Source organism: Faecalicatena sp. Marseille-Q4148 (assembly GCA_018228665.1).
Classification (GTDB): domain Bacteria; phylum Bacillota; class Clostridia; order Lachnospirales; family Lachnospiraceae; genus UBA9414.
Genome location: CP073692.1, coordinates 399323 through 422487, shown reverse-complemented (window position 1 = coordinate 422487; position 23165 = coordinate 399323). Strand labels below are relative to the sequence as shown.

Below are 23165 nucleotides of genomic sequence, written 5' to 3'. Positions count from 1 at the left end.
AAGTTTCAACTGTAAATCCGGATTATTTATGAATTCTTTCTTGACTTTTACGATCAATGCAACTATGATTAAGTCCGTAAAATAGATATAGTAACTAGGGGAGCATTTCGCTGAGACACATTTTATGTGAACCCTCATTACTTGATCCAGATAATGCTGGCGAAAGGAAGGAGATTTTATGAATCAGACATCAAAAACTGCTGTCGTATCTTACAGCACAACTAAAAAACTTGTATTTTCAGCAATGGCTATTGCATTAGCCACAGTCGCCTCTTATATCAAGGTATTTAAATTACCCATGGGCGGATCTGTTACCCTTTGCAGTATGCTGTTCATTTCTTTGATTGGCTATTGGTTCGGTCCAAAAGCCGGAATTCTTACCGGTATCGCTCACGGAATTCTTCAATTTATTTTAGAACCTTATATCCTTAGCATCCCGCAGGTTGTCATTGATTACTTTTTTGCTTTCGGAGCTCTTGGATGTTCCGGATTTTTCCGTAATCAAAAGCGGGGCCTGATCCTGGGCTATATCGCTTCTGTATTCGGACGTTATTTCTTTGCAGTGCTGTCCGGAGTTGTCTTTTTTGCTTCCGCAGCGCCAGAAAGTATGCACCCTCTTGTATATTCTATCATTTATAACGGTTCTTACTTAGGACTTGAAGCGATTATTACTATTATCCTTCTCACACTGCCTCCTGTTCGGCAGGCAATCACAAAGTTAAAAGCAATTTAATTTCACGAAAAAACCGGAGGACTCCAAAGGAATCTTCCGGTTTTGTTTTTCTCAATAATTCTTAAACGTTACAGGCTCTAAGTTCTGCCTGCGTTTTTATTTCTTCAATCAGCTGTTCGATTTCCCGACGCTCTGTCTGAAGCGCTCCCTGCACCATATTAGGTTTTCCGCCTCCTCTTCCGTGACACCGGTCATTCAGCCACTTTGCAATCTTTCTGGCATCTTCTGTCTTGCTTGCTGCTACATATTTAAACTCCCGACACTCTGCCTGTCCATCTCCATTCAGAAGAATACAAGTATCCACTTCTTTCTCCATCAACAGATTTACATATTCCCTCATCTGCGCTCCGTCAAGCTCCTCTTCAAGAACAATCAGCACCCGTCCGACTGGATTTTGATTTTCTGCTTTGTAGGAAAGAATCTGACTCATCAGTGCCGCTTTTTCATTTGTCAGGCGGTAAATCTCTTCTTTCAAGCGCTCTACTGCATCTGCTGCCTCATCTTCTTTTACAGAAAGAGAAGTGGAAATCTTCTGCACAAGTGCTTCTTTTCGATTATAGTCCTCCAACGCGCGAAAACCACACTGCATTGTGATCCGGACACCGCCTTTATAATTCTGCATCCCGACGAATTTAATCATACCGATCTGCCCCGTCTGTTTCACGTGCGGTGCACAGCAGGCGCATACATCATACCCCGGAATGGTAACAATCCTTACTTGACCTTCAATCTCAATTTTACTTCGATAAGCAATTGTCTTCAATTCCTCATGACTCGGATAAGCAACTTCCACCGGGATATTTTCTGCAATTGCTCCATTTGCTTTTTGTTCCACTTCCCGAAGCTGTTTCTTTGTCAGAGCGCCGTCAAAGTCCAGTGTGACATAGTCTTTCGCAAGATGAAAGCCCACGTTATGATAGCCATAAATACTGTTTACCAGCCCGGATACAATATGTTCTCCTGTATGCTGCTGCATTTTGGAAAACCGATCCGTCCAGTCAATCTTCCCATGTACGTTACTTCCTACCTCCAGCGGCCGATCTCCTTTATGATAAATCTGTCCATTTTTCTCTTGCACATCCGTAATATGTACCGCCTCTTCTTCCCGGCTGCACATACTTTCCGTTACTGTCTTCTGGTCATTCTGACCAGATGTGCACCAGAGCATTCCTGTATCTGCACTCTGACCACCGCCCTCCGGAAAGAAAACAGTCTGATCAAGTACAATCAAATACGTTCCTTCTTGCTCTTTGCATTCTGTTACCACAGCATCAAACTCCTGCCGGAAACTGTCCTCGTAAAATAATTTTTTCGTCACTGTTCTGCCTCCTGATCTTTTGATCTGATCTTTCTGACATCTGTCGCTGGCTTGACTACATCCGCTCCGGTGCTTCAAATCCCAACAGATCAATACATGTTTCCAGTACTTTTCTTGTCAGTTTCAAAAGTGCAATATAGCTTTCCCGACGTGTTGTCTCCTCTTCTGAGAGAATCTTTGTCTCATGGTAGAAACGGTTAAATGCATTTGCAAGATCATAAATATATGCACAGATTTTATGTGGCGCTGTATCTTTGTATGCATTTTCAATTACTTCATTAAACTTAGAAACTTCAAGCATTAAAGCTTTCTCACTTGGATTTGCCGGCGCCAGAAGTTCACAGCCTTCCAGGCTATTTCCGCTTTCTGCATATTTATTCATAATAGACTTAATACGAACAATTGTGTAGAGAATATACGGTCCTGTATTCCCCTCAAAAGATGTAAACCGATCAATATCAAATACATAATCTTTTGATGCCTGATTGGAAAGATCTCCGTATTTCAGCGCAGATAATCCTACGATCTGAGCTGTCTTTCTTCCCTCATCTTCTGAAACAGTACGGTTTTCTACAATCTTTTTATACATTTCTTCATTAATCTCATTGATCAGATTTTCAAGACGCATTACGCCGCCTTCTCTTGTTTTAAACGGTTTTCCGTCTTTTCCGTTCATCGTACCAAAACCAAGGAATTTTAATTCTACTTCGTCCCGTACAATTCCTGTTTTCTTTGCACAGCGGAATACCTGTACAAAATGCAGTTCCTGTCGCTTATCAACTACATAGATCACTTCATCCGGTGCTACAAGTTTTTCTCTCTCCACAAGTGTTGCAAGATCTGTTGTGTCATAGAGTGCTGCTCCATCTGATTTCAGAATCATACATGGCGGGATCTCTTTTGTATCTGTCTCTTCTTTCACATCTACAACAAGCGCACCTTCATCATAGTGTGCAAATCCGTCTGCTTTCATCTTCTCTACCATTGGTGCAATATATTCCTGGGCATCTGACTCGCCTTTCCACCACTCAAATGTTACATCCAGATTATAATAATTCTTCTTCAGATCCTCGATAGATACATTCATAATATGCTTCCAAAGAGCCCGATAGCCCGGTCTTCCGTTTTGAAGAAGGAAAGTTGCCTGCAGCGCTTCTTCTCTGTAATCCTCATGCTCTTTTGCAAACCCACTTGCATATGGATAGATTTCTTCCAATTCACTGATCGTAAATGGAGCTTCTGTCGGATATTCTCCCTGAAATTCCTCATCAAAATAAGGAAGCTCCGGATGGCGTTTCTTCATTTCTGTAATGATCAGCCCCATCTGATATCCCCAATCGCCAAGGTGTGTGTCACCAATCACTTCATGTCCTGCGAATTTTGCAATACGTTTGACACTCTCACCAATAACCGCTGAACGTAAATGTCCCACATGAAGAGGTTTCGCCACATTCGCTCCGCCGTAGTCCACAATGATCTTCTTTGGATGTTCTGCTGTTTCCATTCCAAGTTTTTCATCCTGATCCATCTCTTTCAAATAAGAAGAAACAAATTCCGGAGCCAGTTTTAAGTTAATAAATCCTGGATTTACTGCATCAACTTCTGCAAAGCACTTACTGCCAACAAGCTTTTCCTTCACATCATTTGCAATCATGATCGGAGCTTTCTTATAAGTCTTTGCCCCCGCCATCGCGCCATTACATTGATATTCACACAAGTCAGGCCGATTAGATAAGGTTACTTTTCCAAAACTTCTGTCATAACCTGCCTGCTCAAAAGCATTTTCTAATTCTCCTGCAATGATTTCAGATATTTTTTTCATCTCATTCTCCCTTTCTCTTGATTTTCTATTTTATATTTTGTGAGATTTTATGCATATTACTTATCACATTCTATCACAAGCTTTCAACTGCAACAACTACTATTTTAACCTTTCCATTTTGATATTTCTTTCTTTTTAATTTTTCCTTGCTTTTTTTCCGCAAAAATGATACTTTAATATCAAGAAAATATCAGTAATAATTACTATTTTAAGGAGGCATTCATATGAATTCTAAAGTATTAAGAACCCTTTCTTACGGTGTCTATATTGTTAGCACTATGGACGGTAAACGTCCGACCGGATGCACCGCCAACAGTGCAATGCAGATTACTTCATCACCGGCAACGATTGCTGTCAGCATCAATCACGACAACTATACGAACCATTGTATTGATGCATCCGGTCTGTTTGCAGTTTCTATTCTTTCTGAAACATCCGCGCCATCTCTGATCGGACATTTCGGTTTTCAGTCCGGCAGAGAGGTAAATAAGTTCGATACGGTTTCTTTCGAGATGAAATCAGGGGTTCCGATCATCACTGACAGCTGCGGATACATTGTCTGCAAAGTCATTAATAAAATGGAAACCTCTTCCCACACCGTATTTCTCGGCGAAGTCATTGACGGAGATGTACTTCTTTCTGCTCCGGCCATGACTTACGCTTACTATCACAATGTTATTAAAGGAAAGAGCCCTAAAACCGCTCCAACTTATATCCCGGAAGAAGAATCAGCAGCTTCTGCCCCAACAGAAAACATATCTGCTTCTAAATGGGTATGTTCTGTCTGTGGTTACATCTATGACAGAGAGACTCCTTTCGAAGAACTCCCGGATGATTTTGTCTGCCCGCTCTGTAAGCAGCCGAAAGATAAATTCAAACTGCAGGAGGTCACATTATGATTTTAGGTTCGCATGTTGGTATGAGCGGCAAAGAGATGCTGCTTGGTTCTGCAAAAGAAGCTGTTTCTTACGGTGCAGATACTTTTATGTTTTACACAGGCGCCCCTCAGAATACAAAACGCAAAAGTATTGAAGAGCTGCGCATTGAGGAAGCATGGAACTATATGAACGCTCACGGCATTTCTCAGATTGTTGTTCATGCTCCCTACATTATCAATCTTGGCAACAGTGTAAAACCGGAGACATTTTCACTCGCCGTAGAATTTTTGCAGAAAGAAATTGAACGCACCGCTGCCTGCCGAAGTAATATCCTCATTCTGCATCCCGGTTCACATGTGGGTGCGGGAACAGATGCCGGTATCGCTCAGGTCATCAAAGGATTGAACGAAGTCTTAACCCCTGATACCCCTGTGCAGATCGCCCTTGAGACAATGGCAGGAAAAGGCTCTGAACTCGGACAGACATTTGAAGAACTGGCACGCATTTACGATGGTGTAATTTGTCAGGACAAGCTTCGCGTCTGCTTCGACACATGTCACACAAGCGACAGCGGTTATGATATCATCCATGATTTTGACGGTGTAATAGATACTTTTGACCGAATTCTCGGAAAAGAGCAGATAGCTGTTTTTCATATCAACGACAGCAAAAACATTCCAGGTGCACACAAAGACAGACATGCCAATCTTGGATTCGGTGAGATCGGATTTGATGCTCTTTCTTACATTGTTCACCACAAGGATTTTGAATCTATTCCGAAAATTCTTGAAACACCATACATTCCTTCTCCAACCCTTTCCAAAAAATCTTATGCACCTTACCGTTACGAAATTGAAATGCTGCGAAATAACACATTTCATCCGGAACTTCCGGAAGAGATCATCAAAGCTCACGAAGCATAATGCTTCGCGGGCTTTGATTTTTTCTCTTGACATTTTCCACAAACGACATTATCATTTGTATTATATCAATAATACAATAATTCGAAAGGAAGTGAAGATATGCCGTGGGCATTAGACAATGACCGCCCAATCTATCTGCAGATTATGGAACGAATTCAGACAGATATCATCTCTGGAAAATACCATGCAGGTGAAAAACTCCCTTCCGTACGCGATTTGGCATTAGAAGCCGCAGTGAATCCTAACACCATGCAAAAAGCTCTTTCTGAATTAGAACGAAATCATCTCGTTTATTCGCAGCGGACAAGCGGACGATTTATCACGGAGGATGAAGATATGTTAAAACAACTAAAAAAAGAAGTGGCAGAAGAACAGATTCGAGAATTTTTTCAAAAGATGGAACAGCTTGGCTATACACCGAACGAAACACTTTCGCTGATGCAGCGCTTTACAAAGGAGTGTGATTAATATGGAGCCGATTTTCGAATGTCATAATCTCATTAAAAAATACGATCAATTCTATGCACTCAATCATTTGAATTTGAGACTTGAACGCGGCCAGATTGTCGGCCTCCTCGGACCAAACGGAAGCGGCAAGACTACTTTAATTAAATTAATCTGTGGTCTTCTTACTCCTTCTTCCGGCACACTTACCATTGGAGGACTCTCTCCGGGAGTTGAAACGAAAAAAATTATTTCCTATCTTCCGGAACGCACTTATTTGAATAGTTGGATGCGCGTGCGCGATATTGTATCTTATTTCAAAGATTTTTACAATGATTTTGATGACAAAAAGGCGTATGCTATGCTGGCAGATTTGAAAATCGATCCTTCTGCCCGCCTTCACACATTGTCAAAAGGTACAAAAGAAAAAGTACAGCTCATCCTTATTATGAGCCGAAATGCAGAATTATACATCCTTGATGAACCAATCGGCGGGGTAGATTCGGCATCTCGGGATTATATTCTTCAAACGATCATTTCAAATTATATGAAAATGCAACTGTACTAATCTCCACACATCTGATTGCAGACATTGAACAGATATTAGATCGCGTTGTATTCATTCAGAATGGACAACTGTTATTCAATCAGACCGTGGACGAGATCCGCACAGAACATCAGAAATCCGTAGATGCATTTTTCCGGGAGGTATTCAGATGTTAAAGAAACTATTTAAATATGATATGATTGCACTTTCCAGAGTACTTATCATTGTACACTTGATTCTGATTCCAATCATTGCTTTTATTGTCATGTTTGTTGTGCCTGACATTGAGCAAAACGGAGTGAATCTCATCAATATTTGTGGTATGCTGCTGTATTTCATTTACACTGTAATCGCATCAACTTTTACTACCTTATACATTGCAATCTATTTTTATAAAAACCTGTTCTCAGATCAGGGATACCTTACACTGACGCTTCCTGCAACACCGTTTCAACATTTAATGAGCAAAACACTGGCCGGAGGGCTTTGGACACTGATTGATTTGCTTTTTATTAACGGTTCCTTACTTCTGATTTATTTTTCCAGTACGGTTCAGAAAGCGCTTCTCACTTCCGAAGGACTGGATGCCTGTCTGGCATTTGAGCGTACAAACGGGATGACACTCAATCAATTTCTGGCATTTATACTGATTCTCAGTGCTATCAGCTGCATTGGAAATCCTCTGTTTGCTTACGGAACTGTCTGTGCCGGTCAACTATTTTCCAGTCACCGTATCCTGTGGTCAGTTATCATCTATGTATTGATTACCGGTATTTCCGCATTATTTGGCGGCGTATTCGGAGCTTCTTTATCACTGCGTCAACTAACAACTTTACCGGAGATAGAGTTACTCCCGATGCTTTTCTTTATCACAATATTTCCGGCAATCATATTTGCAGTCGCAGGCGGCTCTCTTTCTTATTATGTTTTAAAGAAAAAAGTCAATCTGCAATAAAAAAGTTTTGTAAAACAATCTGAGGAGACATCACTGAATTTTATTCCATGTGATATCTCCTCTTTTTTCTTAATCTTGTTTTTATATTCCGTCAACGTAAAGGCGATGTCTCATACGCTTTGCGAAGATCCCGCACAGCTTCCCGAAGTGCAATATCTGAGTCAAATGCAGCTGTGTATCTTTCTTTTACCAGCGCTGTCAGAGCCTGTACATCCTGATGCTGCATCAGTTCCCTTACCAGTGCATTTACATTTTCATCTTTTACATGCCGGATAAGCGAAAGTTCCCCTTTCCCATCTTCTTCCAAGTAAAGTGTTCCAAGCCCCGGAATCTTTGTATTGATATCCTTTATCTTCATTTCATAATATGCAAATACAATATAAGAATGTTCGTATGGTCCAAGTTTTGTATAAATGCTCACATCATCGTAACATTCTACAAACTTCGCCTCCTTTGCAAGTTCACGATAGTATTCTTCCACAACCTCATTGACTTCCGTATAAACTTCATGCAGTAGTGGATTTATTTCTTCCTGAGCAATCTGTGCTTTCCTCAAAATATGCGGATTTACAACCTCCTGCACGATTGCCTTCGTCTCTTCCGGCATTTTCTCATTCGTCAAAGCCTGTCCGGCTGCCATTACTCCAATAACGAAAAATCCCACAAGAAACATTCGCTTCTTATGGGTTATCTTACATTCGCAAAAGCAGTCACGGGTCTTTTCAGAACCAGACATGTATTGCCTCCTGATATACAATTTTCATAGTACACACCTAGGCGGATTCGAACCGCCGCACCCGCCTCCGGAGGGCGGTGCTCTATCCCCTGAGCTATAGGTGTATAATATGCAGCTACTATCTAAACTGCATTGATAATAATAACATACTTTTAAATACTTGTAAAGAGCTTTTTCTGCAATATAGATTTATCAATGCACAGAAAGTAAAGATCATGTAAAACTCGTTACCAGACATGTATGGGTAGAATATATGGTGGAAGCAGAAAAGGTTCGCCATACAATAGGCAACACTGAAAAGTGGTGCCGGGGATAGCTCCCAACACCAACTTTGTCTACAGTCCGAGAGCGCGAGTACTCTCTCTAAAATCTACATATTTAATTTGTTCAACAATGCTTCTTGTAGAACTTGAGAAAAATTGATTCCCCTCTCCATAGCTTCTTCATTTAACCATTCCGGAATGCTCAATGTCTTCTTAACAGCTCTCGAATTATGTTTCTTCTGATATGCGATCATATCAAATCCAATAATGACTACCATTCCATCTTCTTCTTTAAGTTTAGTAACTTCTGTTGGATTTGGTATCTCCTCTTTTTCCTCTTTTCTGCTTACAATCGCAAGTCCTAACGCGTCCACTGCACGTTCATATGCCTGTTGCATGTCATCGCCTTCTGTAAAGCATTCCGGAAAATCAGGAAAAGAAATCCAGTATCCACTTTCTTCTTTATGAAACACTGCCGGATAAAACAATCTGTTCATACGTAATACCTCCATCTATTCTGTGCCGGCAGAGCTATTTAAGCCCTGCCTGTTTTAATATTGCTAGTTCCAACCCTTTTTTCATAGCTTTGGAATGATAAGGAACAATAACTGTCTTTCCATTCTCCTGGTTTTTCATTTTTACATGAGAACCATTTTGACTGATTTCTTCAAAGCCGTTTTTCTTGAGAAGTCTTATCATTTCTCTTGGCGTCAATGGCATCTTTGGTATCTCCTTTCCCTATCACGATTATATTATAGCACGTATTTTTACGTATGCAAATATTGTTTTACGTATTTTCACGTGTTTTATTATTCAATTTTCTTCCTATACTTTACACTCTGATTCATATGCATTCTAACACCATGTACTTTCTGATTATATTTCTTTATCCTCGCGAAAACCCATACGCCCGACAGTACTGTCTCATTTTTTGCATCGGTAAGGCAAACTACATTCATATATTCTTCTGTCAGTTGTAGTGGCTGATTCCAGTTTACGTACAATATTTCATCTTCATCCACTTCAATAATCTTAATGTGTAGATTGGTTTTTAGTCATCCAAATAGTGTTGACTATATATGTTATACACTAAAAATGAATTTAATTCTCTGAATAACAGGCTCTTAATTCCTTCTTCGCACAATCGTAATAATACGCATGATCCCCAAGCACCTCTTCTTCTGCTACCTGTGTTTGATTAATCTCTCTGATCATTTCATTCAAATCACTGTACCCGGGACTTGCACTTTCCGGCACAATAATCACTTCGTGAATGCTGCTCGGCAAAACAAAATAGTTCTCTCCCAACTGTTCTCCGATCAAATACAATACTTCATCATATGCAATACATACTGCACCGAGACAGCGAAGGCTGTTCGATAATACAAACATAAAATCTTCCACTTCTTCTTTAGGGGCTGCTCCCATAATTTCAGCCACAATCGAACTCATTGTCCGAAGCTGAGCCGGGAGCAGCCGTACTGCATTTTCTTTTGCTTTCTTTAGCAGCTCCTGCTCTGTAACATTCCAAATCTTCAAATGTTCTAAATTAACCGGCATCGTAGCTGCACCGGCTTCATTAATATCAAGCAGCACATAAAATACAATGGCCAGATCAAGGAATGGCCAATACGGAATGGTTTCTAAGAGCTCTTCATTTTTCTCTCGATTAATTACTTTCAAAACAATTCGATCTTTTACTTGTTCATATTCATAAAGAAACCTTGTTTCTGTGATTGGTTTCATACGAAGTTCTCTGTAAAGCGATTGAATCTGTTCCGTAATATCTTCCAGTTTGACTCCTGTCCGATACTGTTGATAATATTCCTCCAAATAGATTGTCGGACTCATCGACTGTCCCTTTTCCTGCAGCAGCAACCCCTTTCTTCTGACTCCATTATTTTTCAGAGTATCCTGAATAGAAATTTCAATTTTTCCGGCAACACTTCCTTTCATTTCCTGTTCTACCGCGTTGATAAATTGCTGATAATTCATATATTCTCCTCTCTTTTATACAACGCCCATCTTGGAATTATGTACGGATCCGTACAGAAAATAGATTAAGAATGCACTGCCACAGAATAGGCAGTGCCAGAATATTATGTACCTCTATTATAAATGCATCACACGCAAATCTCAACTGTTTTTCTCAAATTTTAATGTTTTAATGTTTTTACACTATTTTTTCTAGCAAAGATTGTAATCAAATGTCTGCACTTTTTGTATCCCTTTACATTCAAACTTAATAAATTTTCAGCAGCTTCATCATTCGTACCAATGTATTTCCCATATACATTTCCCCTAATTCCTCTTCTTTTATATGTGTCAACAACACATAATATATGAAGTACAAACCTATTGCAGCTGAAATTGCCACAAGCAGACTTACCACAGAATTTTCAAACAAATACTCCATAATTCCATAGAGAACCATTGCCGATGCCGCCATGCCAAACGCTGCCAGGCCCGGATATATATACGTCATCTGATATTCCGGCTGATACCGAATACATTTCCGAAGTGTCTTCTGGTTCAGCATACTCAAAAAAATACCTGCTGCCAAATTTGCAATCATCACTGAAAAACCGTCCAACGGAATCGCCGATGTAAGTACAATTGTTAATACTACATTTACCAATAAAGCTGCCAGTTCATTTTTCGATAACACAGCAGACTGACCAATCTCTAGCAATACTCTTCCCGTAATTGCCGAAAGTGAATAAAATATCACTGCACAACTGCCAAACACCAGCATCCACCCTGCCATTTCTGTATGTTTTCCGAAAAATATCCGCATCAGAGGAAATGCAAACGCTGATAAAAGCGCTGAAATCGGAATTACGAATAACATCGTATTCCGTATTCCATCGTTAATCTTCTGTTTCAAATCCCGAAATTTCCGAGACACAAAGCATCTCCTTATATGAGGAGCCAGCATGGCCGAGGACACGCACGCCAATGTAAACGGAACCAAAAGCACTGATAAATACATCCCGCTAAATCTACTGAACATTTTCGCAACTGTTCCGCCGTCAATCCCCTTTTCTGCCATAATAGAAGCAAACAGCATCTGATCTACATAAATGCCAGCCCCAAAAAATCCCATACTAAACGCAAGAGGCTTTATTTGCTGCAAAATACTTCTTTTCACACTTTCAACAGCCTCTGCATGATGTTTGTCATTTATAATATGTTTATGGATTTTCCGCCGATTGATTGAAAATACCAGCATCATAACCAGTATCCCGCTCATTGCTCCTGCCATTGGACCAAATGCGCTTCCCGCCGCTTTACAGCTTGCCTTCGACACGGAATCTACGCCATCAGTACAACTGCTCATCGCCATACCAACGCCCAGAGTAACCGCCGCACCTGCAGCTGCTTCGACAACTTTTGAAATGACTGTCGGCATCATATTACGATAAGCCCTAAAATATCCCTGCATGACTCCGAGAATTCCTGTAAGAAAAATAACCGGCAGCAGAATACGAAACGCCGGGATAGCACCTTCCCCTCCCTTTGGAAGTAATTGCCGCGAAAACAAGTATGTACATGCTGCTGCAATCACACTGACAAACAGTACATACATTCCGCTTCCCACAAAAATCCGATGTGCATTTTTATATTGCCGATCTGCCAAACGTTCTGACATTAGTTCTGACACCGCTTCAGAAATCCCTCTCACAGAAAACAGCATGAGAAAAAAACAGGTCTGCCATGCATAATTGTAGTATGCATATCCCTGATCACCAATAATCTTCTTTAAAAAAATCCTGCATACCACGTCTACAACAGCAATACTTAATCCGGTAAGCGCTAACACAGCTGTCGGCTCAACCGCTTTCTTCTTTCTCATAAAAGTTTCTCCATCGTCCTTCTGCGTTCTTCAAATTGACTGTAAAAGTCTCTGCCTTCCTCATAAGCGGCTACATAGAATGTATTTAACAAAAGCATCGTCACACTCTTTCTCCAATTCTCATCGGAAGATACAACAATGCTTTTTTCTATTTTCTTTAGCAATTGATGCCAACTAAGAATATATGCTTCATAACGGTTTAATTCCGGTATCTCAAGCCATTTTTTTATCTTAATCTTCGTTTTTGACTTCGGGCATTCATGTACTTGAAGAAAATAAGAAAACTCTTCCCCTTCATAAATTCGTCCAAGCGGAAAGAGCCTGCAAATGCCCGGACGAAATTCATGAATACTGCAGCGCCCTTCTTTATTGAGAAATGCACAGCATTCTTCTTGTCCCTTCATCTGTAAATTCGGAAGAATGATCCCGTCTACCATATTTAATTCCAGATATTTTTGCAACAGCTCTTCAAATGTCATATGCAGGTTCACTTCCAGCCGAAAAACATCCATTGGATCCAACACAATGGAATTCCCCATCTTCTGACAACAGTCACAACATCCTACACAACCTCCACAGTCAGCTTTTACCATATCATTGGCATGATACCGCTTCCCATCAGAGATTTCTTTCATATCTACATCTCGTTTCATCTTCCGTTCTCCTTTATGTTCTGTTTTAATAGCTAATCTAACCTAAATATAACACAAAACACTTCACTAGCAAACCTATTTGGAATTTTGGAAATTTTTTTGACAACCGTGCTGACAGCGCAAACAGGCATGTATACAGAATTTTATCATTCCATACTACATGCCTGTTTACTTATTTCATCATTCAGAAATACTTTTATTTTATCTTTAATTGTCCGCTTCGCAATATTTGGTTATTTGTCGTAAATTGTCTTAACCTCAAGGAATTCTTCATATCCTTCTACGCCGCCTTCTCTTCCAAGTCCGGACTGTTTATATCCACCGAACGGAGATGCCACATCCCACTGACCTTCATTTACATAAACAGTACCTGTTTTCATCTGACGTGCAACCATATTCGCTTCTTCTTCCGGTCCGTATACCGCTCCTGCAAGTCCATAGATACTGTCATTTGCAATTTCCACAGCTTCTTCTACTGTATCATACGGAAGTACCACTAATACTGGTCCAAAGATTTCTTCCTGTGCAATTCTCATATTTCTTGTAACATCACTGAAAATCGTCGGCTCTGCTACATAACTTCCGTTATCTTCCGGAACACCGCCAATGAGAACTCTGGCACCTTCTTCAATACCAAGCTCAATATATTTCTTTACACGATCAAACTGCTTTCTGGAAGACAGTGGTCCCAATGTTGTAGCCGGATCATCCATTGGTCCAAATTTATATTCTGCTGCCTGACGAACAAGGATCTCTTCTGCTTTCGCTAATTCATCTCTCGGCACCAGCATTCTTGTCAGCGCATTACATGTCTGGCCGGCATTCAACATGACTGTATCAAGAACACCTTTTACTCCATTCTCCCAGTCTCCGCCTTTTAAGAACACTGCCGCTGATTTTCCGCCAAGTTCAAGAGCAATTTTCTTAATATTTGTAAGACCCATACGGGCAACTTCACGCCCTGCATCTGTGGAACCTGTAAAGGAAATCATATCAACATCCGGATGAAGTGATAATGCATTTCCCACTTCTCCGCCGCGTCCGGTAACAAGATTAAATACCCCCTGCGGATATCCTGCTTTGTCAATCTCTTCTGTGAGAATATAAGCTGTTAAAGGTGTAAACTGACTAGGTTTTAACACAACACAGTTACCTGCAAGAAGCGCTGGAACTACTTTTTTCTCAATCTGTTCAAGCGGGAAATTCCACGGTGTCAATCCGCCGACAACACCAACCGGCTCTCTTCTTACTACGGATGTGTTTCTGCGAACTTCATACTGGAAATTAGCTGCAACTTCAATATAATGTTCTGCTTCTAACAAGAATGGATCTGTATGTACATCCGCAGATACCGTATATGGCGAACCGAGTTCTTTTGTAATTGTTTCAATCAACTCTTGACGGCGGCTCTTAAGTCCTGCTACAACTTTCTTCATCAGTTCTACACGAGTTTCCAGCGGTGTGTACTGCCATGTTTCAAATGCTTTTCTGGCAGCCTGAACCGCTTTATCAACATCTTTTTCACTTCCTCTTGGAACTCTGGCCACAACTTCATGCGTTGCCGGATTCTCAATATCAATCATCGCACCTGATTCGCCTTCTACCCACGCACCATCAATATATAATTTACGAACGTCCATTTCCATGATCTCCTCTCGCTATCTTAACTGGTCAAGAAACATTTCATTTTCCACAAATTTTTTCTCTTCTTCCGTCAGTTCCAAACGCGGACGACGGACATAACCACCATTTAACCCTTTGAAGCTTAATGCATATTTTAATGCCTGAACAGGTTTCGGGAAAGATTCCAGAACATCAAGCGCCGGAAGAATCTGTTTGTACACTTCTTTTCCTTTTTCAAGATCTTTTTCTTCACACACCGCTTTATAAAGCTCTACACACTGCTCCGGTGCAATATTTGCCAACATGCTGATCCATCCGCATGCCCCGTCGGCAAAACTTTCAAATGCAAGATTATCACATCCGCAGAATACAGACACCTGTTCCGGTGCATCCATTAACACTTCTGTCAGCTTATGCATATCTCCGCTTGATTCTTTTACAATTGCTGTATTTGGAATCCGGAATACTTCTTTAAATGTATCTCTTTCAATTGCGATGCCTGCTGATTCAGGGTTATTATACGCAACCACCGGGAAATCAACATGCTCAGCAATATAGCGATAATGCGCTACAACTTCATCCTGTGACGGATGGCAGTAAAATGGTGGCAGAACCATCGCTGCATGACCGCCGCATTCCTTGATATTCTGTACAAGCTTTACAACATCCTCCGGACGTTCGCGAGATGCTCCTACGATTACACTTACCCGATCTTTAATATACGGAATGATTTCTCTTACATAAGCCATGTGTTCTTCATCCGACACGCTCTGATATTCTCCTGTCGCTCCAAGAACACAAATTCCCTGCACTCCCTTCTCAATCAGCCAGTCAAGATTTTTCCTGGCAGATTCAAAATCAAACTGTCCGTCCTCTTTAAATGGAGTCACTGCTACTGCGTAAACGCCTTTAAACTTTGGATTCATAATGTTGTCTCCTCTCCTTCTTTTAATATAGTTTATTTTTCTAAAAATCTTTCAAAACTAAGCGGACTCAGATCCATAAACGGCTGGTCTCCAGCGATGATATCAGCCATTACTTTTCCTGTAATCGGAGAGAGTCCAATACCATCTCCCTCATGTCCTGCTGCAATATAGAATCCCGGAACCGGTGTTCCTGAAACAATCGGCATGTGATCCGGAGTATATGGACGAAGACCGCTGTATCCGCGAATCACTTTAATATTGGCAATGACTGGGAAGAAACGGATTGCCCGTTCTGCCAACGCTTTCATAACCTCAATCTCACAGGAAACATTTTCGCCTGCAAAGCATCTGGATGAACCGATCAGGAAATTGTTGGACGCTGTTGGCTCAAATACGAACGCAACACCATTTCGCTCAACGCGCTCTGAAACCGGACGTTTGTAACCGCCATTTTGGAATTTGGTCAGCATATATCCAAATTCATGCACTTTTCTTCTTGCAACCTGGAAGGTCTGCTCTGAAACAAGAATCTGCCCCTGTCTTGCCTGGATCGGAATATCAAGTCCTACCATTTTACCAATTACCGGAGCCCAGACACCACAGGCATCTACAATATTTTTTGCATAAATATCTTCTTTTTCTGTATGAATAATAAATGCATTTCCGTCTTTCTCAATTCCTGTTACCCGATTATGAAGCGAAAGCACCGCTCCCTTTTTCTCTGCACCAAGGGCAAGCCCATACGCAAGACCAATCGGATATACAGATCCATCAGTAATAGTTTCCAGACCTCCATAGACATCCTTTGCAAGAAATGGCTCATCGTCCTGAACTTCTTTCTGATCCATCATGCGCATCTGGATACCGCATTTTTTCATATCTTCACAAAACTGGCTCGCGATTTCAAATTCTTCCTCAGTTTCTGTCAGAAAAAGGCTTCCTTTCTGCTTCCACTCCAGATCATAATCTAGTTCTTTAGCAAGTTCCGGAAACATTCTCTGGCTTTCTCTTGCAAATAATGCATCAAATCCAGGCTGTTTGTCACAGACAAGCACATTACCATCGCTTCGGCTGCTTGTAGATTCTGCAATATCACCTGCATCGATCAGCACAACAGATGCTCCCTTTTTTGCATTATAATAGGAAACGGAGGAACCAATTGCTCCCGCACCGATTACTGCTACATCAAATGCTTTACTCATGATCACAAGCCTCCTTTCCATCTTCCGCCAATTCTCCAAATGTAACCGGACGAACCGGTGGCCGATCTGTACTTCCTGTTATCTCATCTGCACGTTTTCCTGTTTCTTCTGCAAGAATTCTGCTTACCAGCTTACCGCATGTTCTCCCCTGGCAAAGTCCCATTCCTGCACGTACGCGGCGCTTAATCTCTGTCACAGAAGTTGCCTTATATTCACGGATTGCTTTTCTGATTTCCCCTGCTGTAATCTCTTCGCAGCGGCAAACAATCACATCATCATCAAGAACACCTTCCGGCTCAATTCGTTCAAATCCCTTTCCCTGTTCCGGAAGTCTCAGACGGCGCATTGTTCTGACTTCATCAATATGCGCTTTCGGAACTGCCATCGTAATGACCGGCGTATGATCATTTCGAACCGGATTCATAACTCTGACAACCGTTCCTTTACATACAAATTCTCCTCCGCGGCTCAATGCATCTACCACATCTCCTTTTTCCGGAAGCGGCAGATATTCAAATGGAAAACTAATTGTTGCCTCTGTTTCACTATACGTTTTGTCTACAACAAAAATTGCAAGACCTGAACACGCTGCCACGCACATTCCGCATCCGGTGCATTTTCCGCGATCGATCTGCGGGGTATTCGTAATTGGCTCTCCAACTGTAATTGCATGAAACGGACATGCCCCCTCACATGGATTACATGGAATTTCCTGTACACATTCTGCAATTGCCACCGGTCCTTGTGCAAAACGCTCTTCCGTCGGCCAGCCATTTGCTGCTTTAATCTCTTCCATTGTCGGATACCCGTCATAGATCACTCCTGATTTCTTTTCCATTATTTGCGAGCCCCCTTTTCCAGCACTCTTTCCTTCGCACTCATTCTTCGTTCTCCAAATGGTCCCTGACGAAGTGACAAAAGTCGTTCATTAATTTCTTTCTTTCTCTCAACAGCCATTTCCGGCGCCAAATGCCCAAGAGCTTCCGCCGCTGCCGCACCTGCAAGACGACCTTCATCCATTGCCGTACTTGCTTCCTCAACTCCTGCGGTATCACCTGCCACATAAATTCCGTCCACGCTTGTTTCCATATTTTCATCATGCATCGGCATCCAACCACCAAGCTCAGGGATAAATTCATGGTGCACTCCTGCCATCTGCGCAAGCTCTGATAGCGGTCTTAATCCGACTGCAACACAGATAACATCTACATCAACCGCCATTTCCGTTCCTTTTAATATCTTTCCATTTTCAAATCTTGCAATGACAGCACGTTCTACTTTATCTGTTCCCTGTGCCTCTGCAATCGTATGTCCGAGGAAGAACGGAACGCCGGCTCGTTTTAATTTCGCTGCGTGAACGCCGTATGCTCCGATCTTTGGCATTCCTTCAACAATTCCAACAACATCTGCACCTGCCTGAAGCAGCTGATACGCAACAATTACCCCAACATTTCCTGAGCCAACCATCAGGACACGTTTTCCCGGCAATACACGGTTTACATTCACCATCGTCTGTGCCGCGCCTGCTCCCATAACGCCCGGAAGTGTCCACCCCGGAAAACGCAGAGGATTCTCTGCTCCTCCTGTACAAATCAGAAGTTTTTCAGCTTCCACAACTTCTGTCACACCATCACGCAATACCGCCACACGTTTATCTGAGAAAATTCCGATCACAGCACTGTTAAGCCAAACTTCAACGCCGCTTTCCTCCGTATCTTTCAATAGCTGTTTTCCAATATCAATTCCGCGAACTCCGGCGCTGTGAGCTTTGGAACCAAAGAATTTATGAAGCTGTTTGAAAAGCTGTCCGCCTGCTTTTCTGTTTTCATCAATGACAAGCACTTCACATCCGTGGCTTTTCGCCTCAATTGCAGCTGCAAGACCAGCCGGTCCGCCGCCGATGATCACTACTTCTTTTTTCATTCCCGGATCCTCCTTTTTCCGTATCCTTCCTGTGTCTCGATTACCATACCATCTTCTACCGGAGTAATACATGTTCGTACATTAGGTTTTCCATTCACTGTCATGACACAATCCGTACACTGACCAATTCCGCAAAAAATTCCTCTCGGCTCATGTTTTTTTGCTGTATGTCTATGTACCATCATTCCATTCGCCATCAGAACTGCTGCAATCATTTCTCCGCTCCTTGCAGCCAGTTTCTTTCCGTCAACCGTAATCTCAACCATCTCTGCCGGTTCCTGATCTCCCAAAATCGGATGCTCTGTCACTCTCATTTCATCCATGTTTCTTACTCTCCCTTCTTCTTAATTATGCTAGTTGATATCCCATCGGAAAAATATCATCCGGATCGAGAACAAATGTATGAATTCCAGTTACCCAGGCTTTTCCGGTTACTTCCGGAATCACTGCCGGAATTCCTGATACCTCCGCATTCCCAAGATAGGTGCACTTAAACTGGCTTCCAATAATACTCTGATGTATAAATGATTCTCCCAACTGAATCTTACCCTTTTTCGCAAGTACAGAAAGCTTTGCCGATGTTCCTGTTCCACAAGGAGATCTGTCGATTGCTCCCGGAGGAATAATTACCGCATTCTTCACCGCGCCATCTTCCTGTCCTGATGGTTCATAAAACTCCACATGTGTTACATGATTCTCAAATGGAATTTCCGGATGAACAACGTGGATCTGTTCATTAATGTATGTTTTTAATCTGTTTCCCGCTGCGATCAGTTTGGATGCCTGTTTGGGTTCAACACTCAGTCCCACGGATGACGCCGGTAAGATTGCATAGATATTGCCGCCATAAGCAATATCCATATGAACTTCACCATATTCTTCCGTTTTAACGACCGCATCTTCTGCCATAACAAACGCCGGTGCATTTACAAATGTCACACTAACCGCTGTGTTATCCCTCACTTCAATTTTGAGTTTGACAAGACCTGCTGCTGTATCAAGTGTCACATGTGTATAAGGTTCTTCAATTTCAACCATTCCTGATTCAATCAATGCCGTTCCAACACCAATGGTGTCATGTCCGCACATCGGCATCCAGCCGCCCACTTCAAAATAGAGAACTCCAAAATCCGCTTCTTCTCTGCAAGGTTCTGTGATGATCGTCCCTGACATAACTTCATTTCCTCTCGGTTCATATGTCAGAAGCTGTCTTACCCAGTCTCCTTCTGTAGACATATATTCCAGTTTTTCAATCATCGTTTTACCTGGAATTTTGGGAATTCCACCGAGTACATTTCTAGTCGGCTCTCCACAGGTATGAGTGTCAATCGTATGAAAAGTTTTCTTAATTTTCATATCCTGCTTTTCTCCTCTCTACTACACTAAATTTGTTTTGTACCGTGTTCTAGACTATGGTTTAAATCTTGTTTTCATTATAGCATTTATTTACTCTATGTCAATCACTTTTTCATATATGTGAAATTATTGACTTTGTGTGTGAATTTTTTGACTATTGTTTTTTAGCATATTCTTCACATTATTCCTCGTTAAATTTTTATTATATTAATATAAATCAAGTTTTTTATTATTTTTAGGTTAATAAAGATCTGTTATTGTGATTTTTTTATCTTCTTTTTAAGCAATCTATTTTTTCATATATATGAATTTCCAAAAAGTTGACGTTTCACACAAAAAAAGATATACTGAACTTAACAAAACACAGATGAAAGGAGCTCCTGCCATGAACCACAATTTACCAATCGGCGAAAAGATCAAAGCTCTTCGCAATGCAAATAACCTTACTTTAAAACAATTGGGGGAGATGACAAATCTGTCGGTCGGTTTCCTGTCTCAAATGGAACGCGGCATGTCTTCCATTGCCATTGATACGTTAGAAAAGATCGCTTCTGTGCTTAATGTCAGCCTTACAAGTTTCTTTGAAGATTCTTCTCCAACCGGAGAGACTGCTGAAAACGAAGATCCCGTTATCCATAAATTTGCACAACACGCAACTCCTGTCAGCAGTCAGATCATTCAGACAGTTTTGAGCAAAGATGTTATGGCTTTTGATCTTCTTCCAAGACTTTTTGATCTCATGCCCTTTGCAAATGACGAAGAAGAACATTTGGAAATGTATAGTCATAAGGGCGAGGAATTTATTTATATTCTAGAAGGTATCGTAACAATTCATGTAGACGGCCGACAATATATTCTGTATCCCGGCGACAGTATCCAGATTCACTCAAATGAAGAACACAACTGGCGAAACTGCACAAACAAAACAGCACGTCTTCTTTCCGTAAACGTACCGAATCCGTTCCGTCATCCGGAAGAGGGACATATAATGCCGCTATAATTTTCATCCAGCCATATACAAATCCTTCTTTTTTTCAAAAAATCATAAATATATCTGTAAAGTATTTTAAAAAGCTTTTCTCTTTCTTCCTGCTTTCGGGCAAAACGCCGAAGTTGCAAAATCTGAAGAATTTTGTAAAAAATCTATGGACGAATCGTCCTGTTTATGAGAGAATAAATATATATGGTGTTAAAAGTTTATCAACCATTTATCATTCAAGCAGAATATATGCATTTGAAAGGAGTTTTTAACATGATTTATTCACATGAAGTACAGATGATGTGTCCTGTAGCACAGGGTGCCAATCACGGACCAGCTCCAATCCCGGAAGAAGCAAAATGGGTAAAAGCAAAAGAAGTGAAAGACATTTCCGGTTTAACACACGGTATTGGCTGGTGTGCTCCGCAGCAGGGAACATGTAAATTAACACTGAACGTAAAAGATGGTATCATCCAGGAAGCACTGGTTGAAACAATCGGATGCTCAGGTATGACTCATTCTGCAGCTATGGCTTCTGAAATTCTTCCTGGCAAGACAATTCTTGAAGCTTTAAATACAGACCTTGTTTGTGACGCTATCAATACAGCTATGAGAGAATTATTCTTACAGATCGTATACGGAAGAACACAGAGCGCATTCTCCGAAGATGGTCTTCCGATCGGTGCCGGACTTGAGGACTTAGGAAAAGGTCTTCGCTCTCAGGTTGGTACAATGTACGGTACACTTGCAAAAGGTCCTCGTTACCTTGAAATGGCTGAAGGATATGTTACAGGTATCGCCCTTGATGAGAACAACGAAATCATCGGATACAAATTCGTAAGTCTCGGAAAATTCACAGACTTCATCAAAGCTGGTGATACGCCAAACGAAGCATGGGAAAAAGCTCAGGGACAGTATGGCCGCGTTGCTGACGCTGTTAAGATTATTGACCCAAGAAAAGAGTAATCAGTCATAATAATATAGGAGGACAATGAAATGGCTTTATTTGAATCATATGAAAGAAGAATTGATAAAATCAATGAAGTATTAAACAGCTATGGAATTGCTTCACTGGAAGAAGCTGAAAAGATCACAAAAGATGCTGGACTTAATGTTTACGATATGGTAAAAGGTATCCAGCCGATCTGTTTCGAAAATGCATGCTGGGCATACATCACAGGTGCTGCTATCGCAATTAAAAAAGGTTGTACAAAAGCAGCAGACGCAGCTGCAGCAATCGGTGAAGGACTTCAGGCTTTCTGTATTCCGGGTTCTGTAGCAGATCAGCGTAAAGTAGGTCTTGGTCACGGTAACTTAGGTAAGATGTTGCTGGAAGAAGATACAGACTGCTTCGCATTCCTCGCAGGTCACGAATCTTTCGCAGCTGCAGAAGGTGCTATCGGTATCGCTGAAAAAGCTAACAAAGTTCGTCAGAAACCACTTCGCGTTATCTTAAACGGACTTGGAAAAGATGCTGCAAAGATCATTTCCAGAATCAATGGTTTCACATATGTAGAGACTGATTATGACTACTACACAGGCGAATTAAAAGAAGTTGCAAGAACATCTTACTCAGATGGTCTTCGTTCAAAAGTAAACTGCTACGGTGCGAATGATGTTCGTGAAGGTGTTGCTATCATGTGGAAAGAAGGCGTTGACGTTTCTATCACAGGAAACTCTACAAACCCAACACGTTTCCAGCACCCAGTTGCAGGTACATACAAAAAAGAATGTATCGAAGCCGGAAAGAAATACTTCTCTGTTGCTTCAGGCGGTGGTACAGGACGTACACTTCACCCGGACAATATGGCAGCAGGTCCTGCTTCTTATGGTATGACAGATACATTAGGACGTATGCATTCTGATGCACAGTTCGCTGGTTCTTCTTCTGTTCCGGCTCATGTTGAGATGATGGGACTGATCGGTGCCGGTAACAACCCAATGGTTGGTATGACTGTTGCTGTTGCAGTTGCTGTAGAAGAAGCCGCTAAAGAAGGTAAATTCTAAGAAACGTTGATTTCCAAATCT

General features: G+C 41.4%; 23 protein-coding genes, 1 tRNA gene, 1 pseudogene and 1 riboswitch. Of the genes and pseudogenes, 9 read left to right on the top strand and 16 right to left on the bottom strand.

What is annotated here, in order from left to right; translation table 11 throughout:
* Positions 1 to 86: 86 nt before the first annotated feature.
* A riboswitch (TPP riboswitch) is annotated at positions 87 to 185 on the top strand.
* A complete protein-coding gene (gene thiT, locus KFE17_02030; protein QUO32554.1) occupies positions 179 to 733 on the top strand; it encodes an energy-coupled thiamine transporter ThiT in 555 nt (184 codons plus the stop codon). It overlaps the preceding riboswitch by 7 nt.
* Positions 734 to 794: 61 nt before the next feature.
* Here thiT and KFE17_02025 read toward each other — a convergent pair whose 3' ends face one another.
* Positions 795 to 2051 carry a hypothetical protein gene (locus tag KFE17_02025; protein ID QUO32553.1) on the bottom strand — a complete coding sequence of 419 codons (1257 nt, stop codon included), beginning with the start codon at positions 2049 to 2051 and terminating at the stop codon, positions 795 to 797.
* A gap of 55 nt (positions 2052 to 2106) precedes the next feature.
* Entirely contained in the window at positions 2107 to 3873 is a 1767-nt protein-coding gene (argS, locus tag KFE17_02020; protein ID QUO32552.1) for an arginine--tRNA ligase, read from the bottom strand.
* Between the two features lie 224 nt (positions 3874 to 4097).
* On the opposite strand from argS, the gene KFE17_02015 reads away from it, so the two are divergent.
* The 5 genes and pseudogenes from KFE17_02015 (at position 4098) to KFE17_01995 (ending at position 7620) form a co-directional block, all read left to right on the top strand.
* On the top strand, positions 4098 to 4772 hold the full coding sequence (locus KFE17_02015; GenBank protein ID QUO32551.1) for a flavin reductase: 675 nt from the start codon (positions 4098 to 4100) through the stop codon (positions 4770 to 4772).
* Positions 4769 to 5674: a deoxyribonuclease IV gene (locus tag KFE17_02010; GenBank protein QUO32550.1), complete on the top strand. Its 906-nt coding sequence runs from the start codon at positions 4769 to 4771 to the stop codon at positions 5672 to 5674. The genes KFE17_02015 and KFE17_02010 overlap by 4 nt, the downstream gene beginning before the upstream one ends.
* A 99-nt stretch (positions 5675 to 5773) precedes the next feature.
* Complete coding sequence (locus KFE17_02005) at positions 5774 to 6142, top strand: GntR family transcriptional regulator (GenBank protein QUO32549.1); 369 nt, start codon at positions 5774 to 5776, stop codon at positions 6140 to 6142.
* Position 6143: 1 nt separating this feature from the next.
* Positions 6144 to 6841, top strand: a pseudogene (locus KFE17_02000) (ABC transporter ATP-binding protein).
* Positions 6835 to 7620 carry a hypothetical protein gene (locus tag KFE17_01995; GenBank protein ID QUO32548.1) on the top strand — a complete coding sequence of 262 codons (786 nt, stop codon included), beginning with the start codon at positions 6835 to 6837 and terminating at the stop codon, positions 7618 to 7620. Before KFE17_02000 ends, KFE17_01995 begins: the two are co-directional and overlap by 7 nt.
* Before the next feature lie 91 nt (positions 7621 to 7711).
* Here the strand turns inward: KFE17_01995 and KFE17_01990 are convergent, their stop codons facing one another.
* From KFE17_01990 to KFE17_01925, 14 genes are all read right to left on the bottom strand, one after another.
* Complete coding sequence (locus KFE17_01990) at positions 7712 to 8356, bottom strand: hypothetical protein (GenBank protein ID QUO32547.1); 645 nt, start codon at positions 8354 to 8356, stop codon at positions 7712 to 7714.
* A 32-nt stretch (positions 8357 to 8388) separates the two neighbouring features.
* Positions 8389 to 8460, bottom strand: a tRNA-Arg gene (locus KFE17_01985).
* Between the two features lie 266 nt (positions 8461 to 8726).
* Positions 8727 to 9116 (bottom strand): type II toxin-antitoxin system HicB family antitoxin, encoded by a 390-nt coding sequence (locus KFE17_01980; protein ID QUO32546.1) that lies wholly within the window; start codon positions 9114 to 9116, stop codon positions 8727 to 8729.
* Between the two features lie 34 nt (positions 9117 to 9150).
* Positions 9151 to 9339 carry a type II toxin-antitoxin system HicA family toxin gene (locus KFE17_01975; GenBank protein QUO32545.1) on the bottom strand — a complete coding sequence of 63 codons (189 nt, stop codon included), beginning with the start codon at positions 9337 to 9339 and terminating at the stop codon, positions 9151 to 9153.
* A gap of 381 nt (positions 9340 to 9720) precedes the next feature.
* Positions 9721 to 10614 (bottom strand): hypothetical protein, encoded by an 894-nt coding sequence (locus tag KFE17_01970; protein ID QUO32544.1) that lies wholly within the window; start codon positions 10612 to 10614, stop codon positions 9721 to 9723.
* Positions 10615 to 10861: 247 nt separating this feature from the next.
* Positions 10862 to 12475, bottom strand: coding sequence for an oligosaccharide flippase family protein (locus tag KFE17_01965; protein QUO32543.1), 1614 nt, complete (start codon positions 12473 to 12475; stop codon positions 10862 to 10864).
* Entirely contained in the window at positions 12472 to 13128 is a 657-nt protein-coding gene (locus KFE17_01960; protein ID QUO32542.1) for a YkgJ family cysteine cluster protein, read from the bottom strand. The genes KFE17_01965 and KFE17_01960 overlap by 4 nt, the downstream gene beginning before the upstream one ends.
* 233 nt (positions 13129 to 13361) lie before the next feature.
* On the bottom strand, positions 13362 to 14768 hold the full coding sequence (locus tag KFE17_01955) for an aldehyde dehydrogenase family protein (protein QUO32541.1): 1407 nt from the start codon (positions 14766 to 14768) through the stop codon (positions 13362 to 13364).
* An 18-nt stretch (positions 14769 to 14786) separates the two neighbouring features.
* Positions 14787 to 15677 carry a dihydrodipicolinate synthase family protein gene (locus KFE17_01950; GenBank protein ID QUO32540.1) on the bottom strand — a complete coding sequence of 297 codons (891 nt, stop codon included), beginning with the start codon at positions 15675 to 15677 and terminating at the stop codon, positions 14787 to 14789.
* Between the two features lie 32 nt (positions 15678 to 15709).
* Positions 15710 to 16879, bottom strand: a complete 1170-nt coding sequence (locus KFE17_01945; GenBank protein ID QUO32539.1) for an FAD-binding oxidoreductase — start codon at positions 16877 to 16879, stop codon at positions 15710 to 15712.
* Complete coding sequence (locus KFE17_01940) at positions 16872 to 17717, bottom strand: (2Fe-2S)-binding protein (protein ID QUO32538.1); 846 nt, start codon at positions 17715 to 17717, stop codon at positions 16872 to 16874. Before KFE17_01940 ends, KFE17_01945 begins: the two co-directional genes overlap by 8 nt.
* Positions 17717 to 18802 carry an FAD-dependent oxidoreductase gene (locus KFE17_01935; protein QUO32537.1) on the bottom strand — a complete coding sequence of 362 codons (1086 nt, stop codon included), beginning with the start codon at positions 18800 to 18802 and terminating at the stop codon, positions 17717 to 17719. The genes KFE17_01940 and KFE17_01935 overlap by 1 nt, the downstream gene beginning before the upstream one ends.
* Positions 18799 to 19116: a (2Fe-2S)-binding protein gene (locus tag KFE17_01930; protein ID QUO33590.1), complete on the bottom strand. Its 318-nt coding sequence runs from the start codon at positions 19114 to 19116 to the stop codon at positions 18799 to 18801. Before KFE17_01930 ends, KFE17_01935 begins: the two co-directional genes overlap by 4 nt.
* Positions 19117 to 19150: 34 nt before the next feature.
* On the bottom strand, positions 19151 to 20158 hold the full coding sequence (locus KFE17_01925; protein QUO32536.1) for a proline racemase family protein: 1008 nt from the start codon (positions 20156 to 20158) through the stop codon (positions 19151 to 19153).
* 385 nt (positions 20159 to 20543) lie between these two features.
* On the opposite strand from KFE17_01925, the gene KFE17_01920 reads away from it, so the two are divergent.
* The 3 genes from KFE17_01920 (at position 20544) to KFE17_01910 (ending at position 23144) form a co-directional block, all read left to right on the top strand.
* Positions 20544 to 21158, top strand: a complete 615-nt coding sequence (locus KFE17_01920) for a cupin domain-containing protein (GenBank protein ID QUO32535.1) — start codon at positions 20544 to 20546, stop codon at positions 21156 to 21158.
* Positions 21159 to 21410: 252 nt separating this feature from the next.
* Complete coding sequence (locus tag KFE17_01915) at positions 21411 to 22103, top strand: hypothetical protein (protein ID QUO32534.1); 693 nt, start codon at positions 21411 to 21413, stop codon at positions 22101 to 22103.
* A gap of 30 nt (positions 22104 to 22133) precedes the next feature.
* A complete protein-coding gene (locus tag KFE17_01910; protein QUO32533.1) occupies positions 22134 to 23144 on the top strand; it encodes a GGGtGRT protein in 1011 nt (336 codons plus the stop codon).
* The last annotated feature ends 21 nt before the right edge of the window (positions 23145 to 23165 follow it).